General features: G+C 69.4%; 16 protein-coding genes. 8 read left to right on the top strand and 8 right to left on the bottom strand.

Going from position 1 to position 19,314, the window contains the following annotated elements; genetic code table 11:
- The first annotated feature begins 223 nt into the window (after positions 1-223).
- Together FGD71_RS18630 and FGD71_RS18625 are read left to right on the top strand one after the other, a co-directional pair.
- A complete protein-coding gene (locus FGD71_RS18630) occupies positions 224-886 on the top strand; it encodes a SigE family RNA polymerase sigma factor (RefSeq protein WP_181359229.1) in 663 nt (220 codons plus the stop codon).
- The gene (locus FGD71_RS18625; RefSeq protein WP_240436654.1) at positions 883-2,070 is read left to right on the top strand and encodes a hypothetical protein; all 1,188 of its coding nucleotides are present in this window, start codon (positions 883-885) and stop codon (positions 2,068-2,070) included. The genes FGD71_RS18630 and FGD71_RS18625 overlap by 4 nt, the downstream gene beginning before the upstream one ends.
- Here FGD71_RS18625 and FGD71_RS18620 read toward each other — a convergent pair.
- Positions 2,064-2,879, bottom strand: a complete 816-nt coding sequence (locus tag FGD71_RS18620) for an SURF1 family protein (protein ID WP_119101562.1) — start codon at positions 2,877-2,879, stop codon at positions 2,064-2,066. The two genes, FGD71_RS18625 and FGD71_RS18620, sit on opposite strands and share 7 nt — an antisense overlap.
- Positions 2,880-2,937: 58 nt before the next feature.
- Positions 2,938-4,809, bottom strand: coding sequence for a S9 family peptidase (locus FGD71_RS18615; protein ID WP_181359228.1), 1,872 nt, complete (start codon positions 4,807-4,809; stop codon positions 2,938-2,940).
- A 242-nt stretch (positions 4,810-5,051) separates the two neighbouring features.
- Here FGD71_RS18615 and FGD71_RS18610 point away from each other — a divergent pair, with 242 nt between their 5' ends.
- On the top strand, positions 5,052-5,423 hold the full coding sequence (locus FGD71_RS18610; protein ID WP_240436653.1) for a nuclear transport factor 2 family protein: 372 nt from the start codon (positions 5,052-5,054) through the stop codon (positions 5,421-5,423).
- A gap of 33 nt (positions 5,424-5,456) precedes the next feature.
- Here the strand turns inward: FGD71_RS18610 and FGD71_RS18605 are convergent, their stop codons facing one another.
- On the bottom strand, positions 5,457-7,469 hold the full coding sequence (locus FGD71_RS18605) for an NAD-binding protein (RefSeq protein ID WP_119101560.1): 2,013 nt from the start codon (positions 7,467-7,469) through the stop codon (positions 5,457-5,459).
- A gap of 388 nt (positions 7,470-7,857) precedes the next feature.
- On the opposite strand from FGD71_RS18605, the gene putP reads away from it, so the two are divergent.
- Positions 7,858-9,597 carry a sodium/proline symporter PutP gene (gene putP, locus FGD71_RS18600; protein ID WP_240436652.1) on the top strand — a complete coding sequence of 580 codons (1,740 nt, stop codon included), beginning with the start codon at positions 7,858-7,860 and terminating at the stop codon, positions 9,595-9,597.
- A gap of 161 nt (positions 9,598-9,758) precedes the next feature.
- On the opposite strand, the gene FGD71_RS18595 is transcribed toward putP, so the two are convergent.
- On the bottom strand, positions 9,759-10,979 hold the full coding sequence (locus FGD71_RS18595; RefSeq protein ID WP_119101559.1) for an amidohydrolase family protein: 1,221 nt from the start codon (positions 10,977-10,979) through the stop codon (positions 9,759-9,761).
- Positions 10,980-11,152: 173 nt separating this feature from the next.
- Between FGD71_RS18595 and FGD71_RS18590 the strand changes: the two genes are divergently transcribed.
- The 3 genes from FGD71_RS18590 (at position 11,153) to FGD71_RS18580 (ending at position 13,275) form a co-directional block, all read left to right on the top strand.
- A complete protein-coding gene (locus tag FGD71_RS18590; RefSeq protein ID WP_119101558.1) occupies positions 11,153-11,602 on the top strand; it encodes a DoxX family membrane protein in 450 nt (149 codons plus the stop codon).
- Between the two features lie 167 nt (positions 11,603-11,769).
- Positions 11,770-12,696: a UTP--glucose-1-phosphate uridylyltransferase gene (locus tag FGD71_RS18585; protein WP_119101557.1), complete on the top strand. Its 927-nt coding sequence runs from the start codon at positions 11,770-11,772 to the stop codon at positions 12,694-12,696.
- Between the two features lie 72 nt (positions 12,697-12,768).
- Positions 12,769-13,275, top strand: a complete 507-nt coding sequence (locus tag FGD71_RS18580) for a S1 RNA-binding domain-containing protein (protein ID WP_119101595.1) — start codon at positions 12,769-12,771, stop codon at positions 13,273-13,275.
- Between the two features lie 612 nt (positions 13,276-13,887).
- On the opposite strand, the gene FGD71_RS18575 is transcribed toward FGD71_RS18580, so the two are convergent.
- From FGD71_RS18575 to FGD71_RS18565, 4 genes are all read right to left on the bottom strand, one after another.
- Positions 13,888-15,159 (bottom strand): sugar ABC transporter permease, encoded by a 1,272-nt coding sequence (locus FGD71_RS18575; protein WP_119101556.1) that lies wholly within the window; start codon positions 15,157-15,159, stop codon positions 13,888-13,890.
- Entirely contained in the window at positions 15,150-15,284 is a 135-nt protein-coding gene (locus FGD71_RS49690; RefSeq protein WP_276147146.1) for a hypothetical protein, read from the bottom strand. The genes FGD71_RS18575 and FGD71_RS49690 overlap by 10 nt, the downstream gene beginning before the upstream one ends.
- A 31-nt stretch (positions 15,285-15,315) precedes the next feature.
- A complete protein-coding gene (locus FGD71_RS18570) occupies positions 15,316-16,434 on the bottom strand; it encodes a sugar ABC transporter substrate-binding protein (RefSeq protein WP_119101555.1) in 1,119 nt (372 codons plus the stop codon).
- Between the two features lie 176 nt (positions 16,435-16,610).
- The gene (locus FGD71_RS18565; RefSeq protein WP_119101554.1) at positions 16,611-17,636 is read right to left on the bottom strand and encodes an Lrp/AsnC family transcriptional regulator; all 1,026 of its coding nucleotides are present in this window, start codon (positions 17,634-17,636) and stop codon (positions 16,611-16,613) included.
- A gap of 115 nt (positions 17,637-17,751) precedes the next feature.
- Between FGD71_RS18565 and FGD71_RS18560 the strand changes: the two genes are divergently transcribed.
- The gene (locus tag FGD71_RS18560) at positions 17,752-19,305 is read left to right on the top strand and encodes an AbgT family transporter (protein ID WP_119101594.1); all 1,554 of its coding nucleotides are present in this window, start codon (positions 17,752-17,754) and stop codon (positions 19,303-19,305) included.
- Positions 19,306-19,314 lie beyond the last annotated feature (9 nt).

Here is a 19,314-nt window from a genome sequence, read left to right as displayed (position 1 = left end):
CGCAACCATGCGGAGGGCGGGGAGCGTCTTTGCGGACGCCCTTCAGGGGGCGTTCGGACGCCACGGCGACATGGGGCATAAGGGATGAGCTGGTACGCATGACGGCATTTGACGCACGGTCAGGCACGCGGTCGCGCGCGCTGTCTGACGCAGGTGTGCGGTCTGACGCAAAAGTGATGCCTGTCGCGTACAACCCTGATGGGGGGATACATGTCCAACAGGCGTGGCAGAGGTACTCGAATTCACGGCGACGCGCGGCACAGCCCTGCGTCCGCCCCGCCGACCCCGCATGCCCGGCGCGTCCGGCGGCATGCCGGTGATCGCGCCCATGCCCGCAGCGCGGCCCGCCCGCATACCGAATCAGCGCGAGGGCGCTGACGACATCATGGCCGCGGGAACCACCGTCGACCATCTCACCGAGACCTACCGCGCCCACTACCGCTCGCTCCTGGGCCTCGCGGCACTCCTCCTCGACGACACCGCCTCCTGCGAGGACGTCGTGCAGGAGGCCTTCATCCGGGTGCACTCGGCGCGCAAGCGCGTGCGCGACCCGGAGAAGACGCTGGCGTATCTGCGCCAGACCGTCGTCAATCTCTCGCGGTCGGCCCTCCGGCGCCGCATCCTCGGTCTGAAGCTCCTCACGAAGCCGATGCCCGACATGGCGAGCGCTGAGGAGGGCGCGTACGACCAGCTGGAGCGCGACGCCCTGATCAAAGCCATGAAGGGGCTCCAGCGCCGCCAGCGCGAGGTCCTCGTCCTGCGCTACTTCGCGGACATGACCGAGGCCCAGGTCGCCGAGACGCTCGGCATATCGCTGGGCTCGGTGAAGGCCTACGGCTCGCGCGGCATCGCGGCCCTGCGCGTCGCCATGGGGGCGCCGGCATGAGCGGGCACGAGCGCGACGAGAACGAGTACGAGCGCGACAACACGCGCGACGAGCACCAGCACGACCATGAGCACGAGCACGACCATGAGCACGAGCACGACTACGCGCATGACCAGCACGCTGGGAACGGAACTGTGAACCACGGCCCCCCGCACAATCCGGGACCGGAGAAGTCGGAGAACGCAGGCCTGGAGGGCCTCGGACTCGAGTCCGACGAGCTGGCGCTGCGCAGACTGCTGCACCAGTCCGTGCAGGAGATCGAGCCCGCCGACGGCACTCTGGAGCATCTGCGGCGCGCCGTGCCGGCCCGGCGGGCGCGCAAGCGCCAGGCCGTCGTCGGCATGGCGGCCGCCGCGCTCTTCATCGGTACGGCGATTCCGGCCCTCGTGCACGTCTCGAACTCCTCCGGATCCGACGCCGACCCCTCCATCGCGGGCCACGGCACGCATACCCAGGGCTCGACCCAGGGCAAGAGCGGTGGCGGCGGCCAGGCCAGCTCCGGTGACACGTCGGACAAGTCCAAGGAGAAGGACAAGGACGACAAGAAGGAGACACCCGGCAAGGGCAAGGGAGAGAGCAGCGGGGCCACCGGCGGCGTGCAGCCGACCCCCTCGGCCGCGAACACGCCCGCCTGTACGGCCGCGCAGCTGAGCAACGCGGCGACCGTCGGCTCGGCGGACGCCGGCGGCGCCGTCTACGGCACGTTCCGGATCTCCAACGTCTCCGGCGTCAGCTGCACGGTCACCAGTGCGGGCTCCGTGACCGCGGCCCCGCAGGGCGCGGCGGACGCGTCCAAGATCCAGGTGGTCCAGCACACCGCGGGCGACGCGGCGACCGGACTGCCCGACCCGTCGACGGAACTCGCCTCGATGATCCTCCAGCCGGGGACGGCGTATCAGGTGCAGTTCGCCTGGGTGCCGTCGGAGACCTGTCCGACCACCCCTGACGACCCCTCGTCGCCCCAGCCGACGCCCACCGCCCCGACCACCGGCGGCGACAGCGGCGGTACGTCCTCGGAGGGCACCAGCGGCACAGCCCCGCAGCTCGCGACCGAGGGTGGCGTCCAGGACGGCAGCGTCGTGGTGTCGAACACGGCGGAGGGCGGCGGCCCCACGGCTTCGGCGAACGTGTCCAACGCCTGTGCGGGGACGGTGTACAAGACCGGGGTGTTGGCTGGTCAGTGACCGGCGGCGGCGGGCTCGTCGGCGGGCTCATGGGTGGGTTCGCCGGCCGGCTCCTCGGCAAGGCCGAGTTCCGTGTCCCGGGCGAACTCCACCTCCCGGCGCAGCAGCCTGAACCACATGAAGACCACGAAGCCCGCGAAGACGAACCACTCGCCGGTGTAGCCGAGGTTCTGGAACGCCTTCAGGTCCAGGCCCGTGTCCTGCGGTGCCGTCGCGGGTACCGCCTTCATCCCCGAGTCGGCCTTGGTGAGCGTGACCCAGGCGTCGTACACGTCGTACGGCACGAGGTTCACCAGCGACGCCGCGCTGATCGCGCCCGTCTGGCCGGCGGGGAGACCCCCGGCCGCGCTCACGCCGTTCGAGCCGGGGCTCTCGGACGCCTGCAGCGCGCCCGTCACGGTGACCTCGCCGGCCGGAGCGGCCGGGGCCTTCGCTGCGTCGGCGTCACCGGGCAGCCAGCCCCGGACCACGGGCAGCGCCTTGCCGCCGTCGGTACGCAGCATCGTCACGACGTAGTAGCCGCGCTTGCCGTCCAGCTCCCGGTCCGGCACGAGCAACTGCTTCCCGTAGCGGCCCGTCGCCGTGGTCTGCTTGCCCGACGTCTTCTTGTCCACGGGCAGCAGCTCGGCGAGGGGCCGGGCCGCTTCCCGTTTGCTCGATGACACCTGCTCGTTCGCCGCGCGGTGATCCGCGACGCGGTCCTCGAACCGCCCCAACTGCCATGACCCCATGAAGACGCAGAAGGGGATGGCCAGCAGCACGAAGACGTTGATCCCCCACCAGCGGGGCGTCAGCAGGAACCGGTACACAACCTCCACGGTACGGGGCCGTTGCCGGGGGCTTGGCCGAGGGGTGCCCTGGGCGCTGTCACTTCCCCAGGTGTCTGGCCGCGAAGTCCAGCTCCAGCCGTACCTGCTTGATCCGCTCGTCCACGACCAGTGATCCGTGCCCCGCGTCATAGCGGTACACCTCGTGGACCGCGCCGCGGGCGGCGAGCCGGGTCACGTAGTTCTCGACCTGACGGATGGGGCAGCGGGGGTCGTTGACACCGGCGGAGATGTGGACGGGGACCTTGACCGCGTCGACGTACGTCAGCGGGGACGACGCCTCGAAGCGCTCCGGGACCTCCTCCGGCGTGCCGCCGAGGAGCGTGCGGTCCATCGCCTTCAGGGCCTCCATCTCGTCGTGGTACGCCGTGACGTAGTCCGCGACCGGGACCGCCGCGATGCCGAGGGACCACAGGTCCGGCTGTGTGCCGAGGCCGAGGAGGGTGAGATATCCGCCCCAGGAGCCGCCGGTGAGGATCAGCCGGTCGGGGTCGGCGCCACCGGAGGTCACCGCCCACTCCCGGACGGCCGCGATGTCCTCCAGCTCGATCAGGCCGACGCGGTGCTTGAGCGCGTCCGTCCACTCCCGCCCGTATCCGGTCGATCCGCGGTAGTTGATCCGGATCACCATGTACCCGTGGTCCACCCACGCGGCCGGGCCCGCCGCGAAGGAGTCGCTGTCGTGCCAGGTCGGGCCGCCGTGGATGTCGAAGACGGTGGGGAAGGGACCCTCTCCCTCCGGCCGCTGGACGAGGGCGTGGATGGAGCCACCCGGACCCGTCACCCACACGTCCTCGACCGGCACCGACCCGGGCGACTTCATACCGGGCGGCTCGAGGACGACCTGGCCCGAGGTCGAGCGGATCACCGAGGGCTCGGCCGCCGACGACCACAGGTACTCCACGGTGCCGTCCGGGCGGGCCGTCGCCCCCGACACCGTGCCCTTCGGCGTGCGGATCCGCTCCAGCCGACGGGACGTGAGGTCGTACCGCCACAGCTCGCTGCGCGCCTCGTAGCTGTGCGCGACGAGCAGCGCGGAGCCGTCCGGATACCACTCGGCGCTCAGGTCGCCCGACAGCTCCTCGGTCAGCGCCAGGTCCGTCTCCTCGCCGGACGCCACGTCCCACACCATCGGCTCCCAGCGCCCTCGCCGCTGGTGCCCGACGAGCAGGCGCGTGTCACCGTCGACCGGAGCGAAGCCCAGCACCTCCAGGCCCAGTTCGACCGTGCCACCCTTTGTGTCGTCCAGCTCGGCGACCGTCGAACCGTCCATGCGCAGCACTCGCAGCGCCGAATGCATCGCGTCGCCGTGCTCGGTGTGCTCGATCGCGATCAGCGACCCGTCGTGCGAGAGATCGCCGACGCCGGCCGACTCCCGGTGCCGGTAGATCTCCACGGGATCCTCACCGGTCCGGGTGACGAAGAGCGTCGTACCGTCCTCGTCGGTCGACCGTCCGACGATCGCCGTACGCCCGTCCCGGGCGAGCGCGAGCCCGGCGGGATAGGACGGGGCGAGACCGGGAGCCGCGGCCTCGTCGGGGCCGGCCGAGGCGTCGCCCCCCGCGAAGGGCTGGCGCCTCCAGATCCCGAACTCGTCGCCGTCCTTGTCGTCGAACCACCAGACCCACTCGCCGTCGGGAGACAGCACTCCGTCCGTCGTGCCGTTGGGCCGGTCCGTGACCTGCCGCTGAGCGCCCGTCGCGCGATCCCACGCGTACAACTCGTACGTCCCCGTCGCGTTGGACACGAAGAGGGAGCGGTGCGGTGCGTCCTCCGCCCAGTCGGGCAGGGACACCCGCGGCGCCCGAAAGCGCTTCTCCCAGTCCGGCATGGTCTCGTCGTACGGATGCGGGGGAGTGCTCTCGTGTGGGGTGGTCACGTCGTCCGGGATGGCCCCGTTGCTCACAGTCATGGCCCCATACTGCCCGCCCGGGACGACAACGTGCCGACGAGGTCCCCAGCCTGTGGATAACTTCTCCGCGCGACTCCCGGGCGCAGCCGTCCGCCGCCGTCCGTCGGCAACCGGGTTTCTGTCTTCGCAGGTCAGATCCGGTTGTCAGTGGCGGACGGCATCATCGCGGCATGACTTCACTGACCGATCCGACGGCAGCGGACAACTCGCGATCATCAGAAGCGGACAAATCCCATCAATCAGTGGAACTGCGCAAGACGGTCGAGCGGTACTGGGCCGCGGCCGAGGCCCGTGACTGGGCGGCCTTCGCGGACACGCTCGCGGAGGACGTGGTCTACACCCTGTCCCAGACGCGCGAGCGCATCCGCGGGCGGGAGAAGTACGTCCAGTTCAACCGGGAGTATCCCGGCGACTGGCGCCTGCGGATCGAGCGCATAGTCGCCGAGCCCGGGCACGTGGTCACCTGGGTCCACTTCACGGTGGGCCTGGAGGAGATGTACGGCATCTCGTTCTTCACGGAGGACGGTGAGGGCCGCATCCTGTCGGTCACGGACTTCTGGCCCGAGCCGTACGAACCTCCGGCGGGGCGGGAGCACTTGGTGGAGCGTTACTGACGCTCCACCAAGTGCCCCCCGTCCCCGACCTCTCTACGTGCCCGTATGCTCCCGGCGCCGACGCCCCAGCAGCTCCGCCAGGCCGCGGCGGGTGGCGGCCAGGACCACCCGGTCACCGGGGCCCAGTACCCGGCTGGGAGGCAAGTCCCACACCAGCCCAGGTGGCCGTTCGGGAGTGTCCGGCGCGGGTTCGGTGGTGAGGTCGGACCGGCGTTCACCGGGGACGGTCGTGTCCAGCGCGACGACCCGCCACGCACCCGCGCGGAACGCCTCGGCGACCGTACGGCCGTCCAGGTGCGGGTGCCCGGCGACGTCCAGAGCCGCGAAGAGCAGCACGCGGCGCTCGACGGGTATCGCGCCCAGGATCTGCCGGCCCATCATCGCTCCGGCGAAGGCGGGCGCCGCCAGGTGCGAGACGCTGCGGCTGCGGGTGAGCGCGTAGGGGTGGGCCGCGCGCAGGGTGCGGTAGACGGCGGTGGCGAAGTCGTCGTCGTACAGCCGCAGGACGACGCGCAGATCGGGGCGCACCGTCCGGGCGTACAGCGAGGCTTCGAGGTTGGTGGTGTCCGCGCTGGTCAGGGCGAGCAGTGCGTGCGCCCGGTGGATCTTGGCGGCTTCCAGGACGCCCTCCTGCGTCACGTCGCCGAGGATGACGGGCACGCGCAGCCGCCGCGCGGTCGCGAGTCCGCGTGCCTCGGGGTCCGCCTCGACGCACACGACCGGGGTACCGAGTTCGCGCAGGCGCGTGAGGACTCGCGTACCGATCTTGCCGAGTCCGAGCAGGACGACGTGGCCGGAGAGCCCGCGGGGCGGCCGGCGCAGCGCGGATCCGTTGCGGAAGGTGCCGAGGGCTTCGAGGACGGCGGCGAGCAGCACGGGCAGGAGCAGCAACCCGACGAGACCGGAGAGGAGTTGCAGAATCTGACGGCCGAGCGGGTCATCGAGCGCGGGCTCGTTGATCGCGAAGAGATCGAGCAGGGTCAGATAGGTGGCGTGCAGCGGATGGTCGCCGGTCGTGATCATCGAGGCGACCGCGAGCGCGACCACACAGCCCACCAGGCCGGCGAACGACCAGCGCAGGCGGCGGGAGAACAGGGTGCCGAAGGGCACGGTGGGCAGGACGCCGCTGCCCGTGGGGAGGGTGGGACCGGGATACGACACCGTTTCCAGGACGACGCTGCCGCGACTGGTCGCATCGGCCACGGAGAGTTCGTCGGGCAGGAGTTGGGGCCCGTGCTCGCCGCTGCTCTCGGAACCGTCCGCGCCCGCCGGGTCGTTGGCCGTCGCCGAGAGCAGGGCCAGGGTGCACAGGCCCGGGTCGACGGCCTGTCCGGGGCTCTGGGGCGGCCGTTCCGCGGCCCGCAGCATCAGCCCTTCCGTCTGCACGACCTTGGTGGTCCCTGCCACCGCGGTCGCGGCCAGTGCGGGCGCGGCGGTGTCGGCATCGGAGAGAACAGTGGTGGAGGCGTCGAAGAGACCGGACGACCGGGACTCGTCGGACGCGTCGCCGGACCCGGACCCGGATCCGGACCCTGCGCCCGCTCCGATCCCGGCTCCCGTCCCGGCCATGGCGAGGGCCGAGGCCTGGTCCAGGAGGGACTCCAGGTGCTGGCCCAGGCGGCGGTTGTAGAGCCGGATGACCAGGCGCAGCCGGGGGTTGAGACGGCGTGCGGTCAGCGCGGCGCGGATGTTGGTCTCGTCGTCGTCGTACACGAGTGCCAGCGCGGCCGCCCGCTCGACATCCGCCTCGGCGAGCACGGCCTCGGTCAGTTCGCCGGCCTCCAACACCCGTTCGGGCCGGGGTTCTTCACCGTCGGCCCGCCCCGCTGAGGCCTCGCCACCCCCGCTGTTGCTGTTGCTGCCGGCCGCCCAGGTCACCGCCGCCGACACCCGGTCGAGCAGCGCCGACGCCCGGGCCCGGCCGACGACCGGCGGCCGCACGGTCCGCTCGTCGGACGGCACGACCAGCGTCACCTGCTCCCCGTACACCCCACGCAATTCGGCCGATAACCGGTGTGCCAAGGCATCGTCCCCGCACACCACCATGTGCGCGGCCCCGTCACTGGACGCACTCTGATACGGAAGGCTCACCACACCGGCAAAGACTGCCTCACCAGCACGGCTGGTTCCAAAGCGCCCGCTGCGGTTCACCGTCGGACGACGACAGAAGCGAGGTCGTCGTCCGGGCCGGGCAGGCCTGTGGCCCGCCGCGGCACTCCCGCCGGCCCTGGCCGCCCGCTTCCCACCGCGCGTCGTGCGCGCGTTCGCATCCGCGTAGGTGTCACGATCCGGAACCGATGACGGTCCCTGACATGACATGCCCTCGCCGAAGTAGGCTGCGGAGCCCTAGACTCCGCCTCTCCGTGTCCGGAAAGGTGGCCTGTGTATGTGTTTGACATATGCCCCTGGTCGCCGCATCGCAGGGGAGTAATGCATGATCACCCTGACCGTCCCAGTCATGATCACCTTCGGGGTCTTTCTGATCGCGATGGTCATGATCGGGGTCGTGACGCATGGGGAGACGACCACTTTCGAGGACTTCACGGTCGGCGGCCGCAGGCTCACCGCCCCGGTGGCCGCCCTGTCCGCCGGAGCCAGCGACATGTCGGGTTGGCTGTTCCTGGGGTTGCCCGGCGCCGTGTACATGACCGGCGTCGGCGCCACCTGGATCGCCGTCGGCCTGATCATCGGCACGTATCTCAACTGGCGCCTCGTCGCACCTCGCTTGCGTACGTACACCGAGCTGGCCGGTAACGCCGTGACCCTGTCGGCATACTTCGAGGAACGCTTCGAGGACAGGACCAGGGTGCTCCGGATCCTCTCGGCTCTTGTCACGGTCGTGTTCTTCACCGTGTACGTGGCCAGCGGCCTGGTCGCCGGGGGACTCCTCTTCAACGAGATCTTCGGTGCCGACTTCGAGTCCGGACTCACCGTTTTCGCCGTAGTGATCGTCGTCTACACCATCCTCGGCGGCTTCCGGGCCGTGAGCCTCACGCACTCCATACAGGGCACGCTGATGGCCCTGGCGGCAGTCGCCCTCCCCGCGATCGGTCTCTGGCACATCGGCGGCTTCGACGCGCTGCAGGACGGGCTCACCGACAAGACTCCGGCACTGCTCGACCCCGGAACCGAGGCGTCCTTCGCCGACAACGCGTGGACGGCCGGCCAGCCGCTCGGTGCCGTCGCGATGATCTCGCTCTTGGCCTGGGGCCTCGGCTACTTCGGTCAGCCCCACATCCTGACCCGCTTCATGGGTATCCGCAGCACACGGGACATACCGCGGGCCCGCCGTCTGGGGGTGGCCTGGGTGATCGTCGTGCTGTCGGGTGCATCGCTCATCGGGCTCGCCGGGATCGCCGCGCTCGACGAGCCGCTCGAGAACCCGGAAACGGTGTTCATCGAACTCTCCACAAAGCTGGTCGATCCCTGGGTCGCGGGAATCCTGCTGGTGGCCGTGCTGGCCGCGATCAAATCCACGGTGGACAGCCAGCTGCTGGTCACGGCCACGTCCCTCGCCGAGGACTTCTACCGGGCGTTCCTCAACCGGCGGGCCTCCGACACATCGCTGCTGCTGGTCGGACGTCTGAGCGTGGTGGCCGTGGGCCTGGTCGCCTATGTGATCGCGCTGAGCGGCGGCGCCGTGCTCGACATCGTCGCGTACGCCTGGGCGGGATTCGGCGCGGCCTTCGGCCCGGTGATCCTCCTGTCGCTGTTCTGGCCGCGGATGACGGCGAGCGGGGCGATGGCCGGCATGGTGGCCGGTGCGCTCACCGTGCTCCTGTGGGACGACATCGACCCGCTCCTCGGGCCGCTGGAGACGGGCGTCTACGAGATGGTGCCCGGTGTCCTCGTCGCCACCACGGCGGCACTGATCTTCGGCAAGTACGTCGGACGTCCCCCGGCGCGCACCTGGTCCGGCAGCATGGAGCACGCCATGGCGGCACACCGCACGAACGAGCACGCCGCCACAGACCAGAGCGCGTCGGCGTACGGTACGGCGGCGTACGGCACAACGGGGCACGGTGCAACGAGCTACGGAGCACCGGGCTATGGCGCACCGGGTTACGGAACAACGGATCCCGGCGCAACGGGCTACGGAACAACGGATCCCGGCACAACCGGCTACGGCACTTCCCAGGGAGCGCCGCAGGGGCAGAACTGGTGGCGCTCGTAACCGCCATGGCCACGACTACGACTACGACTGACGCAACGGCGCAGACCTGTTCCGCCCGCTCGGCACGGCGGGCGGGGCACGGCCACAGACCTCACCCCTGGGTCGAGCGCCCGCAGGCGTGAGTGGGCACTTCCCGGTCGGGGCACCGGCCTGATCGGGGCCTACTCCGCCTGGTCAAAGGGCAGTTCCAGCATCCGAATGGCATTGCCCCGCAGCAGCTTGTACGTCACGTCGTCGGACAGGCCCGCCACATGCTCCGCCGCCACCTTCTTCGTTTCCGGCCACGTCGAGTCGACGTGCGGATAGTCGGTCTCGAACGTCGCGTTGTTCACGCCCACGGTCTCGATCGCCTCGATGCCGTGCTTGTCGCGGAAGAAGCAGCAGAAGATCTGCCGGTAGTAGTACGTCGAGGGCGGCTCGGGGATCAGATCCTTCACCCCGCCCCACGCCCGGTGCTCCTCCCACACGTCGTCGGCGCGCTCCAGGGCGTACGGAATCCAGCCCATCTGCCCCTCGCTGTACGCCAGTTTGAGGCGGGGGAACTTCACCAGCACCCCGGAGAAGAGGAAGTCCATCATCGACGCCATGGCGTTGTTGAAGCTCAGTGACGCCTGGACGGCCGGCGGTGCGTCCGGCGACGCGGCGGGCATCTGCGACGACGACCCGATGTGCATGTTGACCACGGTCCCGGTTTCCTGGCACGCCGCGAAGAACGGATCCCAGTAGCCGGAGTGGATCGACGGGAGCCCCAGATACGTCGGAATCTCGCTGAAGGTCACCGCCCGCACGCCCCGGGCCGCGTTGCGCCTGATCTCCGCGACCGCGAGTTCAACGTCCCACAGGGGGATCAGGCACAGCGGGATGAGCCGCCCTTCGCTGTCGCCGCACCACTCCTCGACCATCCAGTCGTTGTAGGCGCGGACGCACGCCAGCGCGACCTCCTTGTCCTTGGCCTCCGCGAAGGTCTGTCCACAGAACCGCGGGAACGTCGGGAAACAGAGCGAGGCCTCGACGTGGTTGAGGTCCATGTCCTCCAGGCGGGCCTTTGGGTCCCAGCAGCCTCGCCGCATCTGCTCGCGCGTAATGCCGTCGAGGGTCATCTCGTCTCGTGAGAACCCGACGGCCGCGATGATGCGCTTGTACGGGAAGATCTCGCCCTCGTACCTCCACCAGTCGGTGATCTGGCCGTTCGGGTCCGTGGTGAACCGGTACTTCCCTCCGACGTATTGAAGATCACCGATACCGGCGGTGAAGGGCTTCGGCCCCTGGTCGCGGTACTTGCCCGGAAGCCACGTCTCGAAGAGGTGCGCGGGCTCGATCACGTGATCGTCCACGCTGATGACCTTGGGCAGATCCTTGGTGCCGCTCTCGATGCTGACCACGCCTTACCCCCTGCTGCCTGCCGATTCACTGACCACGCATCTGACGGTCCATCAGATTCAGGCTATGGGACCCCTCCCTCGACAGCAAGGGCGAGAGGCCCCTTCACCTCTTGCGCTCTCGAACGACATCCGCTCAACTGACGAACCATCAGATTCTCGGGGAGGGAACAGGGATGCAGACGGTTTGGCTCAGCAGTGCCGAGTGGTTCGCGGTCCTGCGCATCGGCCTCGGCCTGTGGTGGCTGGAGAGCTGGCGCCACAAGGACAAGAAGCAATGGTTCACGGGAGGCGGCATCACCTGGGCAGGAGGCATTGCGGAGAAGCACCGATGGCCCTTCGTGCGGCTCGGCTTCGACCGCGTGGTCCGGCCGCGGCCTCGCCTGATGGCGTACGTCGTCGCCTACGCGGAACTGGCCCTCGGCCTCGGTCTCATCGCCGGTTTCCTCACGCCGATCGCCCTCGCCGGCGGACTCGTACTGAACCTGATCTATCTCGTGCTGATGATCCACGACTGGGCCGAGCAGGGGCAGAACCTCATGATGGCTCTGATCTCGGCCGTTGCGTTCTTCGGCATGAGCTGGCAGGCCTGGTCCCTGGACGACGCACTCGGTCTGTTTCTCTAGACCGCCCTGTCCCTGGATCGCCCTGTCCCTGGATCACCTTGTCCTGTGAGACGAGCGTCTCGGTGAATCCGTGCGTCGCAGGGGGTCGAGGCCGAGGGTGTGCGTTGGTAGCGTCGGCGTGTGCCGTGCCGACCGGTGCGGTGTGCCGCTCGATCGAGAGAGACCTCATGTCCCCGACGATCCGCAGGGCCGTGATCCCCGCCGCCGGACTGGGCTCCCGTCTGCTGCCCCTGACCAAGGCAGCCCCGAAGGAGATGCTCCCGGTCGGCGACAAGCCGGTGATCGAGCACACCGTGCGCGAGCTGGTGGACTCGGGCATCACCGACATCACCATCGTCGTCTCCGGCGGCAAGAGCCTGATCCAGGACCACTTCCGCCCCAACCCCGCCCTCGTCGCCCAGCTGCGCGAAGACGGCAAGACGGCGTACGCGGACGCGGTGGAGGAGGTGGCCGAGCTCGCCCGCAAGGGCCACATCACCTACCTCGACCAGCACGGCCCGTACGGCAACGGCACGCCGGTGCTGAACGCCGCCCGCTCCTTCGGCGACGAGCCCGTGCTGGTGCTGTGGCCCGATGACGTGTTCGTGGCCGAGGTCCCCCGCGCCCAGCAGTTGATCCGCGCGTACGAGCAGACCGGCTGCCCGGTGCTGGCCCTGATGCCGATGGACCCCACCGACTCCCAGCGCTACGGCGTGCCCCTCGTCAAGGAAGACCTCGGCGACGGCCAGCTGCGCATCTCCGGCCTCGTCGAAAAGCCGAAGCCGACCGACGCGCCGTCCCCGTACGCGGCGATCGGCGGCTACGTCATCACCCCCGGCATCATCGACGAACTGCGCGAGCAGACCCGCCGCTGGTACGAGCACCGCGAGGGCGAGATCTATCTGACCGACGCCATCAACGCCTACGCCCGCGACCGGGCGGTGTACGGGCAGGTCATCCAGGGCCGCTGGTACGACACCGGCAACCCGGCCGACTACCTCGTGGCCCAGATGGCCCACGCCCTCGCCCACCCCGAGTACGGCCCCCTCCTGCGCGGCCTGGTCAACGAACTCACCCCCGACCGCCACGCCCCCGCTACGGACGGCACGGCCTGAGTGCCGGACGGTCAGGCTTTCTGGGAGTCCGCGGAGCTGCGAAGGTTCCTGAGCTCACTTCGCCCGGGCGAGATGCTTTCCGGAACGGTCGCGGCGATCGAGCGGTTCGGCGTGTTCGTGGCCCTGGACGAAGGCCCCGAGCACCCGGTCTTCCCCGGCGTCGGCTTCATCACGATCCCCGAACTGTCCTGGCGGCGCTTGGAAGCAGCCTCGGACGTGGTTCAGGTCGGACAGCGCGTTTCCTGCGAGTTCCTCCAGTTCGACACGTGGAACGGAGAGGCCAGACTGTCCCTGCGGGCATCGCAGCCGGACCCTTTCCAGGCGTTCGTCGACGGAATCGCGGTGGGCCGGACACTGCGGGGCAAGGTCACCAAGCTCGTCCCGTTCGGCGTCTTCGTTCAGGTCGCCGACGGGGTCGAGGGCCTGGTCCACCTTCGAGAGCTCACAGGGACGCCTTCGGAATCTCCAGAAGGCGTCGTCCAGGTCGGCGACGAGGTCACGGTCGTCGTCACCGAAATCGACCGAGAGCGACGCAGACTGGCCCTCTCACGGCGACAGGCCTCACCCGGCCTCCGGTGACTCCCGGGCACGGCCCTCACATGAGGTCTTGACGAGTGCGGGAGGGATCAATGGCTCAGTACCTGAAAGGTGTATTTCCTTGATGTGAGCCGCATGCACCCGCCCTTTTGAAAAATCCTTCGCAATTGGATGCTTGATGGCGGATGTTTTCCGGCAGCCATCGGAGGGTGAAATCCGGCCGCGCCGCGGCGTGTAATGAGCGCTTCCGCGTTCTTGGCAGGACATGGAAGGGCCCGATCGCTGGCGACGGGGGATGCACCAGCGATCGGGCTGACACCGAGCCTAACAAGGCTGCTCGTGCGGCGGGAGTCCACTGCTCGGTTGCGACGGGAGTTGTGTTCGGAATCACGCAACACTGTTCACAAGAGTGGAAACGGGAGAACCAGGCCTGGGCTTCGGAGAACCAGGCCCGGGCTTCGTTACTGACCGCAAGGAGGCCCGCACGAAAGGCGAGGAAGATGCTCGTGCCATTTCTCCGGGGTTGACGCCAGAAATTTCCCGTCTTGGCGCTGGGACTCATCGATTGACCGATGGGAGCGGGCTCGGACGGGTTCGCGACGTCCCAGAGCCGGAGCGTGTTGTCCGGCTCCCGCCACCGAGCTCATGCATCCCTCAGGCCCGCCAGCGCGCCTTCGCGGCGCGCCGCGCCAACGAGTCGAAGGCCACCGCGGTGAGCAGCACGCCACCGGTGATCATGAACTGGACCGAGGGCTCGACTCTCAGCAGCGCCATGCCCGAGGCGATCGACTGGATGATGAGCACCCCCAGCAGGGCGGACCAGGTCGAGCCACGTCCGCCGAACACGCTGGTGCCACCGATGACGGCAGCGGCGATGGCGCTGATCAGCAGCATGCCCGAGCCCGGCACCTGGCTCGCCGAGGTGAGACGCGACGCGACGAACAGACCGCCGACCGCGGCCAGGGTCCCCGACACCATGAACATCGAGATCCGCACGCGTGCCACACGGACGCCGGCTCGTCGGGCCGCCTCCACATCGCCGCCCAGTGCGAGGATCTGCCGGCCGTAGGGCGTACGGCGCAGGAAGATGTCCGAGGCGACGATGACTCCGAGGAAGATCAGGAGCGCCAGCGGCAGCCCTTCGAACCGGCCCAGCACGTAGACGGCGGCGAACGCGACCACCCCGAGGAGGGCCGTACGCGCCCAGATCTCGCCCACCGGCCGGAACAGCATCCCGGCGGCCTTGCGGCGCCTGCGGTCGTGGTAGGAGACGAGGAGGTACGCGGCCGTGCCGAGCGCCGCCAGGCCGTAGGCGACGGTGGTGCTGAAGTAGCGACTGGTCAGCATGGCGACCAGTCCCTCCTCGCTGAAATTGATGGAGGTCTCCGGTCCCAGCAGGTAGAGCGTCAGGCCGTTCCAGGCCAGCAGGCCGGCAAGGGTGACGACGAACGCGGGTACGCCGATCCTGGCGAAGAAGAACCCGTGGACGACCCCGGCGGCCGCACCGCAGATCACCGCGGTGATCACGGCGAGCCATTCCGGCATTCCAAGGTTCACGTTCAGCGCGGCGAACATGGCGCCCGCCAAGCCGGCGAGCGAGCCGACCGACAGGTCGATCTCGCCGATCAGCAGCACGAAGACGATGCCGACGGCGACCATGCCGGTCCCGACGATGTCCACACTCAGGACGGACAGGTTGCGCGGCGAGAGGAAGCTGTCGTTGAGGCCCTGGAAGACCATCCAGGTCACGGCGAGAGCGAGCAGGACCGGGGCCGGGCCGAGTTCACCTTCGTACAGTCTGTGGCGCACCGCGCCGACGTACGCCCTGAGCCGTCCGGAGTACCACCGGCGTCCGTCGCGCCGCCGGCCGTCGGCGGGCGCAGCATCGACGGCACGCGCCCGGGTCCGCCTCCCCCTCACGGCCATGTCTCCTGCGGGCATGTCGGGCGGGGGATGGCGGCATGGTCCGCCGCGCCGGTGAGGTTGCCGCACATCGCGAGGTCCTGGTGGACGGTCGCGCCGCACAGCGCCGGCAGGGGCTGAACCGGCACGGGGCCACCTCCTTCCGCCTTCGAGCAAAGCTCAAGGGGTGAGTCCGGCCTTGTCGCAGGCGGATCGGAGCTTCGGAGTGCAGATCTGGTCGACGGTGTACAGACCATCCTTTATCAGGGTGTCTTCGATGTTGCCGACGGTCACCGAGACCGACGGGAGCAGGACCGCCGGGATGTCCTTCGTGGTGGCGTTGTCGACGGTGCCGGTGGCGATGGACTCGACCGTCTCGCCACGCCCCAGGGCCACGGCCATCTCGACGGCGGCGTCGGCCGCGGGCTTGAAAGGCTTGTAGACGGTCATGGACTGGTCGCCACTGACGATGCGGCGAACGGCCGCGAGGTCGGCGTCCTGGCCGGTGATCGGGGGCAGCGGCCTGACCTCGGCGGCGTTGAGGGCGGAGATCACGGCGCCGGCGAGGCTGTCATTGGCAGCCAGGACGCCGTCGATGTTGTTCGCGCCAAGGGCGGCGATGGCACCGTTCATGTTGCCGAAGGCGTTCTCCGGTCGCCATCCGACGGTGTCGTACGACTTGCCGATCTTCACCTTGCCCTCGAGGACGGAGAGCGATCCCCGCTTGAACCAGTCGGCATTGGGATCGGTCGTGGCGCCGTTCATCATGACGATCTGGCCGCCCTGCGCCTTCGAGCCCATGGCCTTCAGGAGTGCCTCGCCCTGAAGCCTGCCGACCTCCGCACCGTCGAAGGTGACGTAACCGGAGATCGGGCCTTGCGCGAGCCGGTCGTAGGCGACGACCGGGATACCGGCCTGGTGCGCGGCCTCGACCGACGGGCGCAGCCTCTGGGGGTCGACGGCGGCGAGGATCAGGACATCCACTCCCCTGGTGATCATGGCCTCGAGCTGCTGCCGCTGGATCGCCGACTCAGCCGTGGCACCGACGGTCGCTGCCGGGCAGTCCGGACACAGCTGCTTCAGCTTCTTCTCGATCAGGGGCCTGTCGAACTGCCCGAAGCGAGAGGCCCCGCCACCCGGGAGCAGCACGCCCACGGTGAGGCTGTCGTCGCCGCCCCCGCCCTCGCTGTCCCCGCCGCAAGCCCCGGACAGGGTCAGACCGGCGGCCACCGCGATCGCCACGGTCGTACGGATGAGGGACCTACGCTTCACGGCTGGAAGGCCGGCACCGAGACCCATCTTCGGTTCCTTAGAGTCTGCACGACTTAGCCCCGTTATAGGCGTTTGTGGCCCGTTATGGGCGCTCAGTGCCAAGCGTAGCCAAGCCGTCGGTGTCCCGTTCGCGTCCGACCGCCGCCTGGCAGCGCCGGCGGCTCGCCGCAGCCCATTGCCGCTGAGCTCCGCCGAAGGCGCGGTCACAGCAGCGTCGGTGCGTGGAATTCCCCGAGGCCGGAGGTCAGGTCCCGGTCCAGCCAGTAGCGGCGCGGTTCGGCGAGCATGACGTCGACGCTGACGGTGCGGATGCCGGGGATCTCGGCGAGTTCGTTGTCGATGAAGAGCGCCAGGGCGGAGCGATCGGTGACCAGGCCGGTGGCGAGGACGGACATGTCGCTGGCGACGTGTGCGGCGAGCCGGGTCTGGGGGAGCTGGTCGATGCGGCGCATGACGTCGGGGGTCTCGCCGGGTGTGACCCGCAGGCGGAGTATGAAGGGGGTCTGGAAGCCGAGCCATTCCGACACGATCTCCAGGCGCGGTTTGACCCATCGCTCGTCGAGGACCCGGCGGACGACGCGGTGCGCGGTGGAGGTGGCCAGGCCGGCGGCTCGGCCGATGCTCGCGGCGGAGGCCCGGCTGTCCTGGATCAGCTGGGCGACGACGGTGCGTTCGGCCTCGCTCAGGGGCTTGGCGGGGGGCGTCGCGGTCGCGGTGCCCTCGGGGCGGGCGCCGGTGAGTTCGAGCAGGTCGGCGCGTTCGGTGTCGGTGAGGAACTGTGGGTCCCAGGTGTGGCCCCGGCGATGGGTGCTGAGGGCGGGCAGGGCGTTGACGCGGCGGACGCCGGGGACGGAGAACATGCGGTCGATCGCCTCGCTGGTGGCCGCCTCGGAGGGGGCGTGGACGACGGCGTAGAGGGGGTAGTCGCCGGAGATCTGCGCCAGGAGCTGAAGGTGGGGCAGGTCGCGGAGCCGGCGCAGGACGGCGAGCGGGGTTTCGCCGGTGATGTCCAGGAAGACGTGGACGGGCATGGCCGTGGAGTGCATTCCCCAGGCGGCCTGCCCGATCACCCGGACCATCCGGGCCTCGTACAGCCGGTCGTAACGGCGTTTGAGCGTGCTGGCGTCGGCGGACAGGATCCCGCCGATGTCGTCCCAGGTGGCGCGGGGTGCCAGGTGCAGCGCTCCGATGAGGCGCCGGTCGAGCTCGTCGAGGAGAGGGCGGGTCATGGTGCCCCACCTTAGACTGCCGGTTAATCCCGCTGTTACATCCAAGGGCTAGAGAATCTCTCATCAGAGTGCCATTGTTCGCAGGAACATCCCTCAAATGCGCGAAGAGGTACCGATGAGTGCCACCTCTGCCCAGCCACAGCCGACCGAGCCACAGTCGAGAGTCCTGCGTGCCGCGTTCCGGAGTTTCGCGGCGATCGAGAAGATCGGTAACAAACTGCCCAACCCGTTCTGGCTGTTCTGGATCCTCGCGGGGGTCGTCGCCGTCCTCAGCGCCGTGCTGGCGGCGGTCGGCGTCAGCGCCGCGCACCCCGGCACGCACGAGACCATCAAGGTGCAGAACCTGCTCAGCAAGGACGGCCTCGCGATGGCCGTCGAGGGGGCGGTCGAAAACTTCGCGGCCTTCCCGCCGCTGGCCACCATCCTCACCGTGATGTTCGGCATCGCCGTCGCGGAGAGGAGCGGACTGTTCTCGGCGCTGCTGCGCCGCATGGTCGCGCGCGTGCCGGACAAGTACCTGACCTTCGCGCTGTCGATGACGGCCATGGTCAGCCATGTCGCCGGCGACGCCGCCTACGTCACCCTCATCCCGCTCGGCGCACTCATCTTCCGCGCGGCGGGCCGCAGTCCCGTGCTCGGCTGCATCGTCGCCTACGTCTCCATCTCCGCCGGCTACGACGCCTCGCCGTCCCTCACCACGACCGACGTCCTGCTGTCGTCGATCTCCACCGCCGCCGCCCACACCATCGACGCGGACTACGTGGTCACCCCGGTGGCGAACTACTTCTTCGGGCTGGGCTCGTCGGTCCTCGTGGCCCTGGTGATCACGCTCGTCGTCGACAAGGTCCTCGCCCGCCGCTCGGACCTGGAGCCCGACGAGCCCGTCGCCGAGCTGAACGACGCGGAGCGGGAGGCGATCGAGGTCACCGGGCAGCAGCGCCGCGCGCTGCGTGTGACCGGGCTGGTCGCCCTCGGCTTCATCGCGTTCCTGGCCGTGGCCATGATCCCCGCGTCCTCACCGCTGCGCGGCGAGGGCGGCGGCATCGTCGACTCCCCGCTGATCGGCGGGATGGCGCTCGTCCTGGGCGTGTTCTTCGCCGTGCTCGGCACCGTCTACGGCCGGATGACCGGTACCTTCTCCGCTGCCCGCGACATCGTCGCCGCGATGGTCGACGGCACCCGTTCGATGGCGCCGATCCTCGTCCTCTTCTTCGCGATCTCCCAGTTCCTCGCCTACTTCAAGTGGACGAACATCGGCAACATCCTCGCCGTCAAGGGCGCCGAGACACTGCGCGACATGGACATGAACGGCTGGACCGTGCTGGTCGGCATCGCCGTGCTGATCACGTTCATGAACCTCGTCATCACCAGCGGCTCCGCGCTGTGGGCGCTGGCCGCGCCGGTGCTCGTGCCCATGCTGATGCTCATCGACATAGAGCCCGAGACCACCCAGGCCGTCTACCGCGTCGCCGACTCGGTCACCAACTGCGTCACCCCGATGAGCCCGTACTTCGTGATGGCGCTGGGCTTCATCCAGCAGTACCGCAAGTCCGCCGGCATCGGCACCCTGGCCTCCTTCACGATCCCGATCGCCGCCGTCGTCTGGGTCGTCTGGGTCGCGTTCTTCGTGGCCTGGTACCTGCTGGGCATCCCGTTCGGCGTCAGCTAGCCCCCGCCG

This window comes from Streptomyces sporangiiformans, assembly GCF_005768555.2.
GTDB lineage: Bacteria > Actinomycetota > Actinomycetes > Streptomycetales > Streptomycetaceae > Streptomyces > Streptomyces sporangiiformans.
The sequence above is the reverse complement of the archived record's forward strand: the minus strand, read 5'-3'. Positions and strand labels throughout refer to the sequence as shown.